Annotated in this window: 15 protein-coding genes and 1 riboswitch; of the genes, 10 read left to right on the top strand and 5 right to left on the bottom strand. The window is 67.8% G+C overall.

Translation table 11 applies throughout. The features are described from left to right. The first annotated feature begins 175 nt into the window (after positions 1-175). The 5 genes from gntR to AC3WOS_RS11570 all read left to right on the top strand — a co-directional run bounded on the left by gntR (position 176) and on the right by AC3WOS_RS11570 (position 7130). Complete coding sequence (gene gntR / locus AC3WOS_RS11590) at positions 176-1204, top strand: HTH-type transcriptional regulator GntR (RefSeq protein WP_492716097.1); 1029 nt, start codon at positions 176-178, stop codon at positions 1202-1204. 279 nt (positions 1205-1483) lie between these two features. Beyond that, positions 1484-2005 (top strand): gluconokinase, encoded by a 522-nt coding sequence (locus AC3WOS_RS11585; protein ID WP_492716096.1) that lies wholly within the window; start codon positions 1484-1486, stop codon positions 2003-2005. Positions 2006-2044: 39 nt separating this feature from the next. Then, complete coding sequence (locus tag AC3WOS_RS11580) at positions 2045-3376, top strand: MFS transporter (RefSeq protein WP_492716095.1); 1332 nt, start codon at positions 2045-2047, stop codon at positions 3374-3376. Positions 3377-3500: 124 nt separating this feature from the next. After that, positions 3501-4562 carry a porin gene (locus AC3WOS_RS11575; RefSeq protein ID WP_492716094.1) on the top strand — a complete coding sequence of 354 codons (1062 nt, stop codon included), beginning with the start codon at positions 3501-3503 and terminating at the stop codon, positions 4560-4562. A gap of 330 nt (positions 4563-4892) precedes the next feature. Next, positions 4893-7130 (top strand): beta-glucosidase family protein, encoded by a 2238-nt coding sequence (locus tag AC3WOS_RS11570; RefSeq protein ID WP_492716093.1) that lies wholly within the window; start codon positions 4893-4895, stop codon positions 7128-7130. A gap of 40 nt (positions 7131-7170) precedes the next feature. On the opposite strand, the gene AC3WOS_RS11565 is transcribed toward AC3WOS_RS11570, so the two are convergent. Both AC3WOS_RS11565 and AC3WOS_RS11560 read right to left on the bottom strand, forming a co-directional pair. Further along, positions 7171-7458: an RnfH family protein gene (locus tag AC3WOS_RS11565; protein WP_492716092.1), complete on the bottom strand. Its 288-nt coding sequence runs from the start codon at positions 7456-7458 to the stop codon at positions 7171-7173. After that, on the bottom strand, positions 7451-7882 hold the full coding sequence (locus AC3WOS_RS11560) for a type II toxin-antitoxin system RatA family toxin (RefSeq protein WP_492716091.1): 432 nt from the start codon (positions 7880-7882) through the stop codon (positions 7451-7453). The genes AC3WOS_RS11565 and AC3WOS_RS11560 overlap by 8 nt, the downstream gene beginning before the upstream one ends. A gap of 96 nt (positions 7883-7978) precedes the next feature. Here AC3WOS_RS11560 and smpB point away from each other — a divergent pair, with 96 nt between their 5' ends. Next, entirely contained in the window at positions 7979-8428 is a 450-nt protein-coding gene (gene smpB / locus AC3WOS_RS11555; RefSeq protein ID WP_492716090.1) for an SsrA-binding protein SmpB, read from the top strand. Between the two features lie 56 nt (positions 8429-8484). Here the strand turns inward: smpB and AC3WOS_RS11550 are convergent, their stop codons facing one another. After that, positions 8485-9360 (bottom strand): helix-turn-helix domain-containing protein, encoded by an 876-nt coding sequence (locus AC3WOS_RS11550; RefSeq protein WP_492716089.1) that lies wholly within the window; start codon positions 9358-9360, stop codon positions 8485-8487. A 136-nt stretch (positions 9361-9496) separates the two neighbouring features. Here AC3WOS_RS11550 and AC3WOS_RS11545 point away from each other — a divergent pair, with 136 nt between their 5' ends. Continuing rightward, the gene (locus AC3WOS_RS11545; RefSeq protein WP_492716088.1) at positions 9497-11035 is read left to right on the top strand and encodes a cytochrome P450; all 1539 of its coding nucleotides are present in this window, start codon (positions 9497-9499) and stop codon (positions 11033-11035) included. Positions 11036-11125: 90 nt separating this feature from the next. Beyond that, positions 11126-11212: riboswitch (cyclic di-GMP riboswitch) on the top strand. A gap of 76 nt (positions 11213-11288) precedes the next feature. After that, a complete protein-coding gene (locus AC3WOS_RS11540) occupies positions 11289-13658 on the top strand; it encodes a peptidase S53 (protein WP_492716087.1) in 2370 nt (789 codons plus the stop codon). 79 nt (positions 13659-13737) lie between these two features. Here AC3WOS_RS11540 and AC3WOS_RS11535 read toward each other — a convergent pair whose 3' ends face one another. Further along, on the bottom strand, positions 13738-14916 hold the full coding sequence (locus AC3WOS_RS11535; protein ID WP_492716086.1) for an acyltransferase family protein: 1179 nt from the start codon (positions 14914-14916) through the stop codon (positions 13738-13740). Positions 14917-15271: 355 nt separating this feature from the next. Between AC3WOS_RS11535 and AC3WOS_RS11530 the strand changes: the two genes are divergently transcribed. Continuing rightward, positions 15272-15964, top strand: coding sequence for a hypothetical protein (locus AC3WOS_RS11530; protein ID WP_492716084.1), 693 nt, complete (start codon positions 15272-15274; stop codon positions 15962-15964). Beyond that, entirely contained in the window at positions 15965-16516 is a 552-nt protein-coding gene (locus tag AC3WOS_RS11525; protein WP_492716083.1) for a FlgO family outer membrane protein, read from the top strand. It begins immediately after the preceding gene. Here AC3WOS_RS11525 and AC3WOS_RS11520 read toward each other — a convergent pair. After that, positions 16513-17364: an NAD-dependent protein deacetylase gene (locus AC3WOS_RS11520; protein WP_492716082.1), complete on the bottom strand. Its 852-nt coding sequence runs from the start codon at positions 17362-17364 to the stop codon at positions 16513-16515. The two genes, AC3WOS_RS11525 and AC3WOS_RS11520, sit on opposite strands and share 4 nt — an antisense overlap. Positions 17365-17378: the final 14 nt, after the last annotated feature.

The following is a 17378-nucleotide window of genomic DNA, read 5'->3' as shown; positions in this document are numbered from 1 at the left end:
TATCCGGCCCCTTTGAATGACCTGGCATGCCATGCCGTGTCAGGGATGCCAGGAATGCCAGCGCGCCACTGGATGCCCTTGAATGGCCAGCGCGAGGGCCGGCATCCCGCAAATTTCCCCGGTCGCGCCCCGCCTGCCGTAAGATAACGCTAACAACATTAATCAGCGGGCAAGGATGAGCAAGACAGTCAGCAACAAGAGCCGCGCCAGCGGGCGCATCACGCTCGCGGCCGTGGCGGAGCGGGCCGGCGTGGCCACCATGACAGCCTCGCGCGCCATCAGCCAGCCGGACATGGTGTCGCAGGCGCTGCGCGACCGGGTCCAGCAGGCCGTGGAAGAACTGGGCTACGTGCCCAACCGCGCCGCGCGGGCACTGGCCTCGTCGCAATCGCGGGTGATCGTGGTGCTGGTGCCGTCGCTGTCGAACGCCGTGTTCACGGCCGTGCTGGCCGGCATCCAGGATGCGCTGGACGCGGACGATTACCAGATCCTGATCGGCAACACGCGCTACTCCGACGCCGAGGAGGAAAAGCTGCTCGGCATCTACCTGCAGTCGAATCCGGACGGCATCCTGCTGTCCGGCCTCACCCACAGCCCGCGCGTGCAACGCATGCTGGCCGCCTCGCGCGTACCCATCGTCTCGATGATGGACCTGTCGCCCGACCCGGCCCAGCTGACGGTGGGCTTTTCCCAGTTCCAGGCCGGCCAGGCGATGACGCGCTACCTGATCGACAAGGGCCACCGGCGCATCGGCTTCATCGGCGCCCAGCTCGACGAGCGCACGCTGAAGCGGGCCGACGGCTACCGCCACGCCATGCGCGAGGCGGGCCTGGCCGACCCGCGGCTGGAGCTGATGGTGCCCGATCCGTCCACCATCGCGCTCGGCGCCGAGCTGCTGGGACGCATGCTGGCGCAGGCGCCGGACTGCGACGCCATCTTCTGCTGCAACGACGACCTGGCGCACGGCGCCATCTACCAATGCCAGCGGCGCGGCATCGCGGTGCCACGCCAGTTGGCCATCTGCGGCTTCAACGACCTGCCCGCGTCGGCCTGGATGAATCCGTCCGTGACCACCATCGGCACGCCGCGCTACCGCATCGGCTACGAAGCGGCCACCCTGCTGCGCAACGTGATCCGGGGCGAAACCCCGCCCACGCCCCACCTCGACCTGGGCTTCACGCTGATGGCGCGCGAAAGCGCTTGACGAACGACGGGGACAGCGCCGCCCCCCGATTCGCAGGCGCTGTCGTTGTTCAGGTACCACAAACCGCGCCACCCCATCCCGCCCTGCATTCTCCTCTGGCGAAGCGGTCCATCTCCTCGCCGGCGCGGACCACGCCAACGCCGTTTTGCTGCACCGCAGCATCGATTCAGCTTTACAAATCAGCCCCATGGATTAGACTTCCATTCCAATGTTAGCGCTAACATTTAATTGAACAAACCGAACAGCAACACGAGACCAACCAGGCACCTACCGACTTTTATGAGCCATACCAATCAACAAGCATGCTGGGTCGTCATGGGCGTCAGCGGCTGCGGCAAGAGCGAGATCGGGCAGCGGCTGGCCAACGCGCTGGACCTGCCCTTCCTCGAAGGCGACAGCTTCCACTCCGCCGCCAACGTCGCCAAGATGGCCGCCGGCACTCCGCTGACGGACGACGACCGCGCCGGCTGGCTGCTCACGCTGCAAGAGCAGATCCGCCACGCCACGGCACAAGGCCACGGCCTGGTGCTGTCGTGCTCCTCGCTCAAGCGGCGCTACCGCGACCTGCTCCGCGCCGGCAATCCGGCGCTGCGCTTTGCCCACCTGTCCGGGCCGCGCAGCGTGATCGCCGCACGCATGGCGGCCCGGGTCGGCCACTACATGCCCCCTTCCCTGCTCGACAGCCAGCTGCGCGACCTGGAACCGCTGCAGCCGGACGAAGCGGGCGTGCTACTGGACCTGAGCCAGTCGCCACAGCAGCTGGTCGACACCATTTTGCACACCCAGGGCCTGCGCAGATAGCGCCCGGGCCGATCACTACCACACCACCGGAGACAAACAATGAACGCCACACACCAACCGCACCAGAAAATACCCAAGCGCCGCTGGGGCATAGGCGCCCTGCTCGGCATGGGGGTGCTGATCAACTACATCGACCGCATCGGCCTGTCCGTGGCCGCGCCCCAGATCAAGGACATGTTCAACCTGTCGGCCGTGGAACTGGGCCTGCTGTTCAGCGCCTTCGCCTGGTCGTACTCGCTGCTGCAGATCCCCGTCGGCATGGTGCTGGACCGCTTCGGCCCCACCCGCGTGGGCCGCTGGGGCGCTTTCCTGTGGGGCGTGGCGTCCACCATCACGGCCTTCTCCAGCGGCTTTGCCGGCATCTTCGTGGCCCGCATCCTGCTGGGCATCGCGGAAGCGCCGGCCTTCCCGGTCAGCTCCAAGGCCACCGGCTACTGGTTCCCGCGCCATGAGCGGGGCATGGCCACCGCCATCTTCGACGCCGCCGCCAAGTTCTCCAACGTGATCGGCGTGCCGCTGATCGCCGTCACCGTCGTCACCTTCGGCTGGCGCTGGGGCTTCGGCTTGACGGCCCTGCTCAGCTTCACCTACTTCATCGCCTTCTTCCTGCTGTACCGCGACCCCAGCGCCGACGAGAAGCTGAGCCGGGAAGAGCTGCACTACATCCAGCAAGGCGGCGCCGCGCCGGAAGGTCCGTCCAACGCCGGCGCGCTCAATATGCTGGGCTACCTGCTGGGCAAATCGAAGGTGTGGGGCCTGACCATCGGCTTTGCCGCCTACGGCTACTCGTTCTACCTGTTCCTCACCTGGCTGCCCGGCTACCTGGTGCAGACCATGCACATGAGCATACTGAAGTCGGCCGGCTTTGCCGCCATCCCCTGGGCCGTGGCCACGGCGACCGACCTGTTCGTGGGCGGCTGGCTGATCGACCACCTGATCTCGCGCGGCAAGGATGAATCGCTGGTGCGCAAGGGCGTGCTGATCGTCGGCATGCTGCTGGGCCTGGCCGTGTTCGGCGCCACCCAGACCACCGATCCCGTGTGGGCCATCGTGTGGATCTCGATCGCGCTGGGCGGCCTGGCCTCGGCCGCGCCGGTGGGCTGGTCGCTGCCGTCGCTGATCGCGCCCAAAGGCGGCGCCGGCACCATCGGCGGCATCATGAACTTCGCCAATAACCTGATGGGCGCCGCCGCGCCCATCGTCACCGGCATCATCGTCGGCGCCACCAATTCGTTCGCCAATGCCTTCATGGTGGCCGGCGTGATCCTGCTGGTGGGGATCGTGTCCTTCGTCTTCGTGCTCGGCAAGATCGAAGCGATCCCCGACCCTGAACCTGCCGGGGCCACGCCAGCGCCCGCCCCGGCCCACTGACACCGGCACGGAAACGCTTCCGCTGCTAACAGATCTGCTTCCCCCGCCCCGGGGGAAGCAAGCCACCAGTCCGCGTTCGCACCAGATGCGTCCGCGGCATTCATAACAACTCTGGAGACACCATATGAACATCCGCATTCCTGCGCTGACCGCGCTCGCCCTTAGCCTGTCCGGCGCCGCGCTGGCCGACAGCAACGTCACCTTCTACGGCGTGATGGACCTGGGCGTATCGCAAGACCGGGGCGGCATCGCCGGCACCTCGACCCGCGTCACCAGCGGCATGGCCACCCAAAGCCGCTGGGGCTTTCGCGGCAATGAAGACCTGGGCGGCGGCCTGTCCGCCTTCTTCGTGATCGAAGGCGGCATCCACGGCGACACGGGCAGCTCGACCCAGAACAACACCCTGTTCGGCCGCAACACGGCCGTCGGCTTGCGCGGCAATTTCGGCGCCGTGTCTGCCGGCCTGCAGGACACGCCCCTGTTCACCACCCTCAACACCATCGTCGACCCGCTGCGCAACGGCATCGCCCGCTCCAACAACCTGATGGCCTCGACCGGCTTCCGCGCCAATAACTCGGTGCTGTATCGCAGCCCGGAGCTGCACGGCTTCAGCGGCGACGCCATGTATGCGGCCGGCGAAGTGGCCGGCGACAACGCGGCCGGGCGCGCGCTGGGCGGCTCCTTCGGCTACAGCAACGGCCCGCTCACTGTGCGGCTGGCCTACCATCACCGCAACAACGATACGGCGCTGCTGAAGAACCAGGACGCGGCCCGCAACACCCTGCTGGGCGCCAATTACGACTTCGGCCCGGCCAAGCTGTATTTCGGCTACGGCGTGGACCGGGGCCTCAACAGCGCGTCGCTCAACAACACGGCAGCCACTTTCGGCGGCGCGGCGCCTACCGCGTCCACCGACAGCCGCGACCTGCTGCTGGGCGTATCGCTGCCGTTCGGCGTGAGCACCGTGGTGGCCACCTACATCCGCAAGGACGACCGTACCATCCGCAACCAGGACGCCCAGCAGTATGCGCTGGCCTATATGTACGCGCTGTCCAAGCGCACTGACCTGTACACCTCGTACGCGCTGATCAGCAACCGCAACGGCGCAGCCTACACCGAAGGCAACAGCGAGGAACCGGGCACGGGCAACAGGCAATTCACGGTCGGCCTGCGCCACCGTTTCTGAGATGTTGCGAAGCCGGTATGTATTGGTCTGCTAGCCCTTCCGGATAAACTCCGCCACAAAAGGTAGCGCTATCAAAACAATAGCAAAACAAGGGCTGAAAAATTGGGGACGTAACACCAATTTCCAACAAATTGGGGTACGTCCCCATTTTTTCGCAACAGATCGGGCTCCGAGACGGCGCCAATTTTGTGATAATTGTGTTACGTCCCGGTTTTTTGAAAACTGTATTACGTCCCCGTTTTTCGCCCCGCTTGCGCGCCACGCGGTTTTCCGGTGCTTTTGTCGGAGACGATGCGGGGCCACGGGGCCAGCCAGGGAAAGGAGTCAGCCTTGAAGCAATATCGGCTTTGGTCGTGCGCGCTGCCGCTGGCGTTCCAGTATGCTCTGGCTGTCCCGGCCGCGAACGGTGCCGGCGGGCCGCCCCAGCCCTGGCTTGATCCTGCCCTGCCACCCGACCAGCGGGCCGCCCTGCTGGTGGGCGCCATGACGCTGGACGAAAAGATCCAGACCGTATTCGGCTATTTTTCCGCGGACTTCCCGCCCAAGCACTATCGCCGTCCGCCGGAGGGCCGTCCCGATTCGGCCGGCTTCGTGCCCGGCATCGCCCGCCTCGGCCTGCCGCCGCAGTGGCAGACGGACGCCGGCATCGGCGTCGCCTCCCAGGCCGGCGCCAGGCGACCGTATCCGCGGACGGCCCTGCCTTCTGGCCTCGCCACGGCGGCTACCTGGAACCCGCAACTGGCCTACGCGGCCGGCGCCATGATAGGGCGCGAGGCGCGCCAGTCCGGCTACAACGTGCTGCTGGCTGGCGCCGTGAACCTGCTGCGCGAACCGCGCAATGGCCGCAACTTCGAATATGCCGGCGAAGACCCGCTGCTGGCCGGCGTCATGGTGGGCGAGCAGATACGGGGCGTGCAGTCCAACCATGTCATCTCGACCGTCAAGCATTTCGCCTTCAACGACCAGGAAACGGACCGCGCCACACTCAATGTGCGCATCGACGATGCGGCGGCCCGCATGTCGGACCTGCTGGCCGCGCAACTGGCGGTGGAACGGGGCAATCCGGGCGCCGTCATGTGTTCCTACAACCGCGTCAACGGTGACTATGCATGCGAGAGCGACTACCTGCTGAACCAGGTGCTCAAGGGCGACTGGGCCTTTACCGGTTACGTAATGTCGGACTGGGGCGCCACCCACTCCACCGTCAGCGCCGCCCGCAACGGGCTCGATCAGCAATCGGGCCACCCTTTCGACGCAGCCCCCTTTTTCAACGCCCCCCTGAAGCAGGCCGTGCTCGACGGCCAAGTCCCGGCCGCCCGGCTGGACGAGATGGCCGGCCGCATCGTGGGCGCCATGTTCGCCCACGGCGTGGTGGACCATCCGGTGCGGGTGGAGCACGACAGCGCCTTTGACTTGCGCGCCAACGCCGCCACCAGCCAGGCCGATGCCGAGGAAGCCATCGTTCTGCTGAAAAACCGCAACGGTCTGCTGCCCCTGTCGCCGCAGCTGCGCACCATCGCCGTCGTGGGCGGCCATGCGGATGCGGGCGTATTGTCGGGCGGCGGCTCGTCGCAGGTGTACCCGGCCGGCGGCATGGCGGTGCCCAACGAGGGGCCGGCCGGCTTTCCCGGCCCGATGGTCTACCATCCCTCCTCGCCGTTGCGTGAGCTGGCCAGGCTGACCGGGGCCCGGCTGCGCTACCTGGACGGCCGCGATCCGGACGCCGCCGTCCGGCTGGCCGCCCGCAGCGACGCCGTGATCGTGTTCGCCACCCAGTGGACGGCGGAAAGCGTGGACCTGCCCTCGTTACGCCTGCCCGGCGACCAGGACGCGCTGATCGCCGCCCTGGCCGGCGCCAATCCGCGTACCGTCGTTGTGCTGGAAACGGGCGGGCCGGTGCTCATGCCCTGGCTGGACGCGGTCGATGCGGTACTGGAGGCGTGGTATCCCGGCACGCGGGGCGGGGCCGCCATCGCGCGCGTGCTGAGCGGCGCCGTCAATCCGTCCGGCCACCTGCCGGCCACCTTCCCCGCCGCCGAGGCGCAACTGCCGCGCCCCGTGATCGACGCCGATCCCACGCGCACGGGCGCGCCGGTGGACACCGACTACAACATCGAGGGCGCCGCCGTCGGCTACAAGTGGTTCGAACGCAAACGGATCGCGCCCTTGTTCGCCTTCGGCCACGGCCTGTCCTACACCAGCTTCGACTACAACGGGCTGGCAGTGGAAGCGGCCGACGGCGCCCTCGCCGTCACCGTCAACGTGCGCAACGTGGGCCAGCGCGCCGGCAAGGCCGTGCCGCAGGTGTATGTATCGCCCACGGCCGGTGGCTGGGAAGCGCCGCGCCGGCTGGGCGGCTGGGACAAGCTGGCGCTGGAGCCGGGCGCCGCCGGCCGGGCCCGCATCCGCGTCGATCCGCGCCTGCTGGCCATGTTCGACAGCGCCAGCAAGACGTGGCGCATCGCGGCAGGCGACTATGAGATTACCGTGGGAGACTCGTCGGCCGCGCCGGCGGCCAGCGTGAGCATCCATCTGGAAGCATGTACGCTGGACGTACGCGGGCACTGAGCCAGGCCGCCGGACTGGTTCGGGTGATGAGCGAGGCCTCTCAGGCCTGGGGCTTGGCCTTGCGGCGGCGTCGCGCGTGCTTGGGATCGGCGATCAGGGGGCGGTAGACTTCCACCCGGTCGTGCTCGCGCAGCACCGTGTCCAGCGTCTTCTTCTTGCCATAGATCCCGACCGTCATCGCGGCCAGGTCGATGCCGGGCATGGCCTGCTGCAAGCCGCTGAGCGCGATGGCCTGCTGCACGGTGCTGCCTGCGTCCATGTCCAGCGCGCGCAGGAACTGCCGTTCAGGCGTGGCGTAGCACACCTGGATGTGGATCTGTTCAGCCATAGACCGTCTCCGCCCGCTTGCAGAAGCAATCGACCATGCTGTTGGCGATCATGCCGAACACGGGGCCGATCAACTGTTCCAGGATCACGCTGGAAAACTCGTAATGCAGGTCCAGCTCCACCTTGCAGGCGTCCTCGCGCAGCGGTTTGATGTTCCACACGCCGTCCAGGGCCTTGAAAGGTCCGTCCACCAGCCGCATCTTGATGGTACTGTGCGGTACGTTGACGTTGGAGGTGGTAAAGCTCTGGCGCACGCCGTGGTAATGGATGGCCAGGCTGGCCACCACCGTTTCCTCGCTGCGCTCCCGGACTTCAACACCGCCGCACCATGGCAGAAACTTGGGATAATCCTCGATCGCCGCCACCAGTTCGAACATCTGTTGGGCGCTGTAGCCGAGGAAAACTGTTTTGTGAACTACTGCCATTGCGTAACCGTTTGCTATGATGTTGAATTATTCGCGACTTTTGGCGCGTACCCGTAGTTTAACCGACCCGCGCCCGTTTTTTGTATTTACCACTCCATGACCATAGCCGATAACAAAAAAGCCTTTCACGACTACTTCATCGAGGACCGCTACGAAGCGGGCATCGTGCTCGAAGGCTGGGAAGTGAAAGCGATCCGCGACGCGCGGGTGCAGATCAAGGAAGCCTACGTCACCATCAAGGGCGACGAGTTGTTCCTGTTCGGCGCCCACATCAGCGCCCTGCCCACCGCCTCCACCCACATCCACCCGGAAGCGGTGCGCACCCGCAAGCTGCTGCTGCACCGCCAGGAGATGGATAAGCTGATCGGCAAGGTGGAACGGGCCGGCTACACGCTGGTGCCGCTCAACCTGCACTACAAAGGCGGCCGCGTGAAATGCGAAATCGGCCTGGCCAAGGGTAAGAAGATGCACGACAAGCGCGCCGCCGAGAAGGATCGCGACGGCAAGCGCGAAGTGGCGTCGGTCATGAAGCAGCACCGCCGCTGACCCCACGTCCGCGCCCGCCGGGCCCAGGCCCGGCTCAACCGCGGTTCAAGCCCGGTTCAAGCCCAGATCCGGTACAGCCAGTAGCTTTCGTCGCTCATCCCCAGGCGCGCGATCTCGGATGGCGTGGCCCCCGTCACCTCGCGCGTCTCGCGTGAAAAATGGGCCTGGTCGGCATAGCCGGCCCGGTCCGCCACCTCCGTCCACGACAGTTTGCCGGCAAATACCGCCTCGCGCGCGTCGAGGAACGATTGCTCCGCCCGCCGCAAACGCCGCAGCCGCCGCATGGGCTGGCCGGCCCAAGCCTTGATGCGGCGCTCGATATTGCGCACGCCCCGTCCCCAACCGGCGGCCGCGGCCTGCACGGCCAGCCGCCGCACCCAGTCGCCCGCCACCGACCCGGTCGAACCGGGATGGCTCAGGCGGGCCTGCTGCCACAGCGGCTCCAGGAACGATTCCAGCACGGCCACCCTGGCCTCGTCGTCCGGCGCGGCCAGCACGGCATCGGACATGGCGGCCCAGCGCGGCCCCAGCACATCGGGCAGTCCGGCCCAGTGGTCCACCCAGTCCGGCAGCTCAAGGCCGCACAGCGCATGCAGCGCCTGCGGGAACAGCACCGCCATGAACAGATGCACCGGACCCGGATTGTAGGTGACGGTGGGCTGCGTCTGCGGGCCTAGCAGCAGCACCGGTTGCCATGGCGGGGTATCCGGCCCGCGCGGCGGCGCCACCAGTTCCGCCTCGCCGGCCACATACCAGGCGATGGCGCAGAACGGCGTGGCGGGAAAACGGTTCAGGCGCTGGGCCGGATCGGCCAGCGGCGCCTGCACCGTGCTGCGCACGATATAGGCGCGCACGCAGGAAGCGAGCGACAGGCGCGGCGCCAGCAGGCGAGTAACGGGATTGGGAGCGGGCGCGGAGATCGGCTCGGACATGGCTGAGGTCACGAAAAAGGATGCACAAATTATACTGGCGCCAGCGCGGCGGCATTCCCTTGTTTTTGTCGCAAACGTTCAAGACAGGCACCATGCCCGGAGATCATAGTGTGGGCACAGCCAAGGAGGAAATTCGATGGAATCGTCCGCAACCGCCCCACCCTCACCTGCCACAACTTGCCCCTATGCCGACCCGGCCGCAGCAGCAGCAGCAGCAGCAGCAACAGCAGCAACAGCAGCAGCAGCGCCCCGCGTCCTGCGCACCGTAGGCTCCCTGCCCGGCCCGCGCGCCTGGCCCCTGCTCGGCAACCTGCCCCAGATGCGTCCGGAGCGCATGCACGCCGACGTGGAAGGCTGGTGCCGCCGCCATGGGCCGCTGTTCCGCATCCAGTTCGGGCGCCGCCCGGTGCTGGTGGTGGCCCGCCACGAGACCGTCCACGCCATCCTGCGCGACCGGCCCGACGGCTTCCGCCGCCCTGCCGTCACGGCCCAGGTGTCCGAGGAGATGGGCGGCCTGCCCGGCGTGTTCCTGTCCGAAGGCCAGGCCTGGCGCGACCAGCGCCGCATGGTCATGGCCGGCTTCGCGCCCCATGCCGTCAAGGCGTATTTTCCTGCCCTGGTGACGGTGGCCCTGCGGCTGAGGGAGCGCTGGCTGCGGGCGGCCGATGCCGGCCAGGCCATCGAACTGGCGGACGACCTGAAACGCTACACGGTCGATATCATCGCCGGCCTGGCCTTCGGCAGCGAAGTCAACACCATCGATGGCGGCGAGGACGTGATCCAGCGCCACCTGGACTTCATCATGCCCGCCGTGGCGCGGCGCAGCGTGGCGTTGATCCCCTACTGGCGCTGGTTCAAGCTGCCGGCCGACCGTCGCCTGGAGCGCAGCCTGGCGGCCGTGCGCGGCGCCGTCGATGGCCTGATCGCGGCCGCCCGCCAGCGCATGGCCGCCGATCCCCGGCGCAGCGAGCGTCCGCCCAACCTGCTGGAGGCGATGCTGGCCGCCGCCGCGCAAGGCGACAGCGGCGTGGACCACGACGCCGTGGCCGGCAACGTCTCCACCATGCTGCTGGCCGGCGAGGACACCACGGCCAACAGCCTGGCCTGGCTGCTGTACCTGCTGCAACGCCATCCCGAGGCCCTGCGCCAGGCGCGGGACGAGGTGCGCCGGCTGGCGCCCGACCCGGCCGGCTACACCATCGGACAGATGGACGCGCTGGACTACCTGGACGCCTGCGCCCAGGAAGCCATGCGGCTCAGGCCCGTGGTACCCTTCATGCCGTTTGAGGCGCTGCGCGACACGGTGGTGGAAGACGTCCTCGTGCCCAAGGGCGGGCTGGTATGGTGCGTGCTGCGGCACGACAGCGTCAGCCCGGATCACTTCCCCCAGCCGCAGGCCTTCCTGCCCGCGCGCTGGCTGCAGGCGGACGGCCAGGGCGCGGACAAGCGCGTCACGCTGCCGTTCGGCGCCGGCGCGCGCACCTGCCCGGGGCGCTACCTGGCCCTGCTGGAAATCAAGCTCGCCATGGCCATGCTGCTGTCCACCTTCGACGTGGCCGCCGTCGACACGGCCGACGGCGGCGCTGCGGCGCGCGAACGGATGGGTTTCGTCATGGCGCCCGAACGGCTGCGCATGCGCCTGCGCCCGCTCCGGCATGGCGCGGACCAGCCCTGACCGGGCTCATGCTATAGAGAAATTTTATTGTGGACTGCAAGTATTTGAATCTTTCTTGCTGGTACAATCGAGACGCATACACATCCGTCTTATCGCCGAAGGCAAACCCACTGAAAGGTGGGGACGCAAAACCACCGGCCTACAGCGCGCAGGCGCCAAGGTAGCGGGGTTGCCGACGTTTGGCAGCACATGCCATGCATGTGCGCCAACGTTGTCCTAGCGTGGCCTTCGCACACCGGGAAGCGCCGCCGCCATGAAGAACCGCCAGCCATTGTTCACCCATACCGCCCGCCTCGGCCAGCTGCTGCCCGTATCCTTGCTGGCCCTGCTGAGCGCATGCGGTGGCGGCGCCAGCCAGGACAGCCCGTCCAGCGCGCCGCAGGTGGCGGCCATGATGGCGACGGCCACCACCACCCTGGAACTGGACAACCCCTCCCTGCCGCCGGCGGCCGCCAACCTGATCGCGCAGCCGGCCTACCACGTGGCGCCCGTGCTGCTCGAAGCGCCCGACGACAGCGACGCGGACGGCTATGCCGCCTCCGCCCGCCGCAACCCGCGCACCATGCTGCTGCCACCATCCGCGCGCCGGCTGGCCACGCGCCGCCTGTCGCTGGGCCAGCTGGACTACGCACCGGCCCAGGCGCAGGACACGACGCTCGCGCCCATGGCCACCGGCAGCACGGTGTCGACCTACACCCCGGCCCAGATCCGCGCCGCCTACGGCCTGCCGGCCCTGCCGCCCTCGGGCACTACGCTGACGGCGGCGCTGGCGGCCCAGCTGGGCGCGGGCCAGACGATCTACATCGTCGACGCCATGCACAACCCGAACACGGCCGCCGAACTGGCCGCCTTCAACCAGAAATTCGGCCTGCCGGCCTGTACCCAGAAAGCCATCGCCACCGGCGCCGCCCTGCCGCTGGCGGCCACGTCGGCCAACAGCTGCGAACTGGCCGTCGTCTTCAATACCGCCAGCGGTACCATGACGGCCACCCAGCCGGCCTACGATGCCGGCTGGGCCACGGAGATCGCGCTCGACGTGCAGTGGGCGCACGCCACGGCGCCGCTGGCGCGCATCGTCCTGATCGAAGCGGCCAGCGCCTCGCTGGACAGCCTGCAAGGGGCCGTCAAGCTGGCCAATGCCATGGGGCCGGGCGTGGTGTCGATGAGCTTCGGCGCGCCGGAAGGCAGCTGGACCGGCTCGGCCAACGCTGTCTTCACGGCCGCCAACATGACCTACCTGGCCGCCACCGGCGACTCGGGCGCCTCGGTGCAATGGCCGGCCGTGTCGCCCAACGTGGTGGCGGTGGGCGGCACGTCGCTGACCTACAGCGGCAGCGGCAGCCGCAGCGAAACCGGTTGGAGCCTGACCGGCGGCGGCATCAGCGCCTACACGGCCACCCCCAGCTACCAGACCAGCGCCGTGCCCGGCCTGGGCACGCTGGCCCACCGCGGTGTGGCCGACGTCTCCTTCAACGCCGATCCGAAAACGGGCCAGTACGTGGCCGTGATCGCCTCGGGCAGCAGCACGCCGAGCTGGATCAGCGCCGGCGGCACCAGCCTGTCCACGCCGCAGTGGGCCGGCCTGATCGCCCTGGCCAACGCCAGCCGGGCCCTGAACGCCAAGCCGGCGCTGGGTGCGCCGCATGCCGTCCTGTACGGCCAGATCGCTGCCGTGCCGGGCAACTACGCCAGCGCCTTCGCCGACGTCATCGCCGGCAGCGACGGCAGCTGCACCACCTGCAGCGCCAAGAGCGGCTACGACCAGCTGAGCGGGTTGGGCACGCCCAACGCGGCCAGCCTGCTGAGCGCTCTGTCCGGCGCCAGCGCCGTGGCCACCGCGCCGACGGTGGTGTCGGCCGCCATCAGCGGCAAGGTCGGTACGCCGTTGTCGTTCACCGTCTCGGCCGCCGGCAGCAATCCCCTCATCTATGCGCTGAGCGGCGCGCCGTCCGGCATGACGATCAGCAGCACCGGCATCGTCAACTGGACCACGCCCGTTGCCGGCACCTACGCCGTCGTCGTCACGGCCACCGACAGCAAGACCGGTCTCAAGGGCCAGGGCACCTACACCGTCTCCATCGCGGCCCTGAGCGCACCCGTTGTCACCGGCGGCAGCATCAGCGGCAAGGTCGGCACGGCGCTGTCGTTCGCGGTGGCCGTCAGCAATGCCAATCCCGTCACCTATGCGCTCAGCGGCGCGCCGGCCGGCATGGCCATCAGCAGCAGCGGCGTGGTGAGCTGGGCCGCCCCCGTGGCCGGCAGCTACAGCGTGACCGTGACGGCCAGGGACAGCAAGACCGGCTTGAGCGGCCAGGGCGTGTACAAGATCGGCATCGCCACCAGCACCGTCAGCAGCAGCCTGACGGTCAGCGCACCGGCCCTGTCGGGTGTGGCCGGCAAGCCGCTGACGGGCACCATCGGCATCAGCGCGCCGGGCAGCAGCTACGTGTCGATCTCCATTTCCGGCGCCCCGCTGGGCATGATGTTCGCGCCGAGCGGACTCAATATCGGCATCAACTGGACCTATCCCGTGACGGGCAGCTATACCCTGAAAATCGTCGTCACCGATTCCGCCGGCCATACCGTGCAAGCCAACATGCCGGTCACCATCAAGGCCAGCTAAGGCCAGCTAAGCAAACGGGGCCCGGCCGCTGTCGCTGCGTCCGGGCCCCGCCCTCCACTTTTCCACTTTAATTGCGGCCTCAGGCAGCCCGTTGCCTGTCCGGTCCTTGCCACGCAGCGGCCGTGCCGGCGCCCGCGCCAACGGGGAACCAGCGCGCCCGCAGATGCATGAACGGTGTCTCCACCAAGCGGTACAGCAGCCAGCCGCCCAGCAAGGCGGCCGCCATCACCAGCGCGATGCCGGCCGGCGCATCGGTATCGACCTGCCAGCCGGCCAGCGGCGCGAGCACCAGCTTGAAGATGGGTTTGTGGGCCAGGTACAGCGCATACGACCACAGGGCCAGCTGCTGCGCGCCCGGTATCCGCACCCGGTGCAGCAGGCTGCGCGGACTGAGCGCGGCCAGCGTGAGGATGGCGAAGCTGGCCGCCAGCAGCGGATAGCCGAACGTCATCATGGAGAAGGTGAAGCCGTAGTCGTCGATCTGGTAATAGTTCAGGAACAGGTACACCACCGTGGCCAGCGCCGCCAGGCCGCCCAGCAGCAGCGCCTGGCCGCGCCGCAGGATGGCGTCGTACAGCGCGCCGTGGAAGTTCTTGAGCATGGCGATGGCCACGCCGGGCAGCAGTTCGTCGAAGCGGGCGAAGCTCGAGTAGTAGACATGAACGGCGAAATCGGTGTTGCCGATCGCGTTCTGCCCATGCGCCATCCAGGCCCAGCCCCGCACCGCCATGCCGCCGGCGATGGCCGCCGCAATGGCCAGCCAGCCCCACAGCAGGGCCTTGCGGCGGGCCGCGATAAACAGGACCGCCAGCGGCAGGATCACATAGAACTGCTCTTCCACACACAGCGACCAGGAGTGGGAAAACGTCTCGCCGAAATGCAGGCCGATGTTCTGGGTGAAGGTCAGGAAGCGCCACAGCGGCGCCGTCTGCGCTCCGCCCAGCTGGGACGGCAGCAGCAGGTAGAGCGCCAGCACCACGTAATAATTGGGCACGGTGCGCAGCAGGCGGCGGGCGAAGAAGGTCTTGAGCGAGAACGCCTCGCCGCGCGCCAGCGGCGCCAGGATCTGGTTGCCGATCAGGTAGCCGCTCAGCACAAAGAACAGGTCCACCCCCATCCAGCCCATGTCCGTCAGGAAGCCGAAGGTGGACTTATGGCTCACCACCACCGCATAGTGGGACATCAGGACCAGCACGATGGCGCAGGCGCGCAAGGTGTCCAGTCCGTCGATACGGCGTGCTGCTGGGTGCTGTTTCATCGGGTCAGGCTTCTACGGTGTGGGTTGCGGATCGCGCATGCTGTCACAAACTTGCCAAATACTCAAGTACGAATTGCTGCTGCGGCCAGCGCCGGCCGCACGTTCCTGTGGCGCCCACCCCACAGCGACGCAACTTCTGCCCACGTCAACACAAACGGCGCAAACCCGCGTAAGCTAGCGCTTGCCGGGGCGCGCGTCCGGCCGCGTGCCGTGGCGACGGCGCGCTTTTTGTAACAGCGCGAGTTTCTAAGCAGCAACATCCATGCTACACTGCGGCAGGATAGTTCCGCCCGGCGTACGCGCCGCGCCGGAATGCATACACTACTGAGCAAATCTAGACGATGACGAGGCCAACATGGTGCTGAAAACCGCAGCGGCGATAGGAGCCGGCCTGATTCTGGCGGGATGTGCGGCGCGCTACTCGCCCACGCCCCTGGCCACCAATTTCCCGGTATCGAAACAGCAAAAGCTGCAGGCGGCCGAGCACTGGGCCGTCATCGCCGGCCATATCGAGCAGCACCTGAAGACGGCGCTGGCCAAGCAGCCCAGCCGTCCGCTCTACATCGCCGACACTCCGCAGGCCACGCCGTTCCAGCGCGCCCTGACGGCCCAACTCATTACCTCGCTCGTCAACGACGGCTACACCGTGTCGCGCACGGCCCCCGGCGCGCTCAAGGTGGAGCTGGACATGCAGGCCGTAACCTTCAGCGCCAACCGGCCGCAATATCGCTACCACGGCGAACGGGCCGCGCTGGCCTCGGGCGTGTGGGTGCTGAGCGAGATCGACCTGCCGCCGCTGGCCATCGTCGCCGCCGGCATGGGCGCCTACGATTCCTATAACTGGTTCAACGACCAGTTCGCACCGGGCGCCACGCCGCGCACGGAAATCATCGTCACCGTGTCCGTCACCGACCAGTACCGCTACGTGGCGCGCAACAGCGCGGCCTATTACGTGGCCGACAGCGACCGCCACCTGTACGGCATCGTCGACGTGGAACCGGAAGCGCCCAAACTGACCCGCATGTTCAAGGTGCGGGGGGATATGTAAATGCTCAAACAACTGGCCACCGCCACCCTGCTCGCCATGCCGCTGCTGCTGGCGGGCTGCTCGTCCACGCCCCCCAAGGACGAGGCCAACTACGCCACCATCTCGTCCAACCAGTTCATCGAATCGAACTACAAGGCGGCCGACGCCCTGATGCACCAGCTGAGCGGCAAGCTGGCCGCCGACAAGCCGCTCATCATGGCCACCATCGTCAACATCGACGCGCTGGAACAGACCACCACGCTGGGCCGGCTGGTGTCGGAGCAGATTTCCACCCGCCTGGCGCAGGGCGGCCTGTCGATGGTGGAAATGAAGCTGCGAAATTCCGTCTACCTCAAGCGCAACCAGGGCGAATTGATGCTCACGCGCGAGATCGGCGAAGTGGCGCAGACCCACAACGCGCAAGCGATCGTAGTCGGCTCCTATGCCGAGACGAGCGACATGGTGTTCATCAACCTCAAGGTCATCCAGCCCAACACCAACTTCGTGCTGGCCGGCCAGGACTACGTGCTGGCCAAGGAAGGCATCGTGCGCTCCATGCTGCTGCGGAACTAGGACAGCAGTTCGGCCAGGCGCGGCAGCAGGTACTGCGCGCCTGCCTCCACCTTGAAGTGCAGCAGATCGTCGGCCCGCGTCTTGCCGATGTTGAGCGCCACCACCGGCTTGCCCGATTCCGCCGCCAGCCGGCAGAAGCGGTAGCCGGAAAACACCATCAGCGACGACCCCACCACCAGCAAGGCATCGGCTTCGTGCATCAGCTGCAGCGCGTCGGCGCTGCGCTGGGGCGGGATGTTATCGCCGAAGAAGACCACATCCGGCTGCAGCACGCCGCCGCACTGCAGACAGTCCGGCACGCGGAAGTGCTCGAGCGCCGCCGGTTCCAGTTCCGCGTCGCCGTCGGGCAGCGGACGGGCGCTGGCGCCAGCCAGGCCAGGGTTGTCCTGCACCAGCCGGCGCTGGATCTGCGCCCGGCCGTGGCGCGCGCCGCAGTCCAGGCACACCACGCCATGGATATTCCCATGCAGTTCGATCAGCCTGCGGCTGCCGGCCCGCTGGTGCAGGCCGTCCACGTTCTGCGTGACCAGTGCGCCGAGATAACCGCCCTGCTCCAGCTCCGCCAGCGCCGTGTGCCCGGCGTTGGGCGCGGCTTGCGCCAGCGTGGGCCAGCCCACCAGGCTGCGCGCCCAGTAGCGGCGGCGCACGGCATCGGAGCGCCGGAACTCCGGCCCCTGCACGGGCTGGCGCCCGCGCCGCACGCCCTCCTCGTCACGGTAGCCGGGGATGCCCGAGGCCGTGCTCATGCCCGCGCCCGTGAGCGCCAGCACGTTGGCATGCGCGCGCAGGAACGCGGCCAGCCGCTCCAGCTGGTCCTGCTCATCGGCCTGTGCGCGTCCCTGGCTCATGACGTCAGCTCCTG

This window comes from Rugamonas sp. FW305-51, assembly GCF_058786935.1.
Note: the sequence above shows the minus strand (reverse complement) of the source record. Positions and strands in the feature narration are given on the sequence as shown.

Bases quoted from the DNA above. Each gene is read 5' to 3' on its own strand.
- gntR (WP_492716097.1), top strand. From the start codon at position 176: ATGAGCAAGACAGTCAGCAACAAGAGCCGCGCCAGCGGGCGCATCACG.
- AC3WOS_RS11585 (WP_492716096.1), top strand. From the start codon at position 1,484: ATGAGCCATACCAATCAACAAGCATGCTGGGTCGTCATGGGCGTCAGC.
- AC3WOS_RS11580 (WP_492716095.1), top strand. From the start codon at position 2,045: ATGAACGCCACACACCAACCGCACCAGAAAATACCCAAGCGCCGCTGG.
- AC3WOS_RS11575 (WP_492716094.1), top strand. From the start codon at position 3,501: ATGAACATCCGCATTCCTGCGCTGACCGCGCTCGCCCTTAGCCTGTCC.
- AC3WOS_RS11565 (WP_492716092.1), bottom strand. From the start codon at position 7,458: ATGGCTGAACAGATCCACATCCAGGTGTGCTACGCCACGCCTGAACGG.
- AC3WOS_RS11560 (WP_492716091.1), bottom strand. From the start codon at position 7,882: ATGGCAGTAGTTCACAAAACAGTTTTCCTCGGCTACAGCGCCCAACAG.
- smpB (WP_492716090.1), top strand. From the start codon at position 7,979: ATGACCATAGCCGATAACAAAAAAGCCTTTCACGACTACTTCATCGAG.
- AC3WOS_RS11550 (WP_492716089.1), bottom strand. From the start codon at position 9,360: ATGTCCGAGCCGATCTCCGCGCCCGCTCCCAATCCCGTTACTCGCCTG.
- AC3WOS_RS11545 (WP_492716088.1), top strand. From the start codon at position 9,497: ATGGAATCGTCCGCAACCGCCCCACCCTCACCTGCCACAACTTGCCCC.
- AC3WOS_RS11540 (WP_492716087.1), top strand. From the start codon at position 11,289: ATGAAGAACCGCCAGCCATTGTTCACCCATACCGCCCGCCTCGGCCAG.
- AC3WOS_RS11535 (WP_492716086.1), bottom strand. From the start codon at position 14,916: ATGAAACAGCACCCAGCAGCACGCCGTATCGACGGACTGGACACCTTG.
- AC3WOS_RS11530 (WP_492716084.1), top strand. From the start codon at position 15,272: ATGGTGCTGAAAACCGCAGCGGCGATAGGAGCCGGCCTGATTCTGGCG.
- AC3WOS_RS11525 (WP_492716083.1), top strand. From the start codon at position 15,965: ATGCTCAAACAACTGGCCACCGCCACCCTGCTCGCCATGCCGCTGCTG.
- AC3WOS_RS11520 (WP_492716082.1), bottom strand. From the start codon at position 17,364: ATGAGCCAGGGACGCGCACAGGCCGATGAGCAGGACCAGCTGGAGCGG.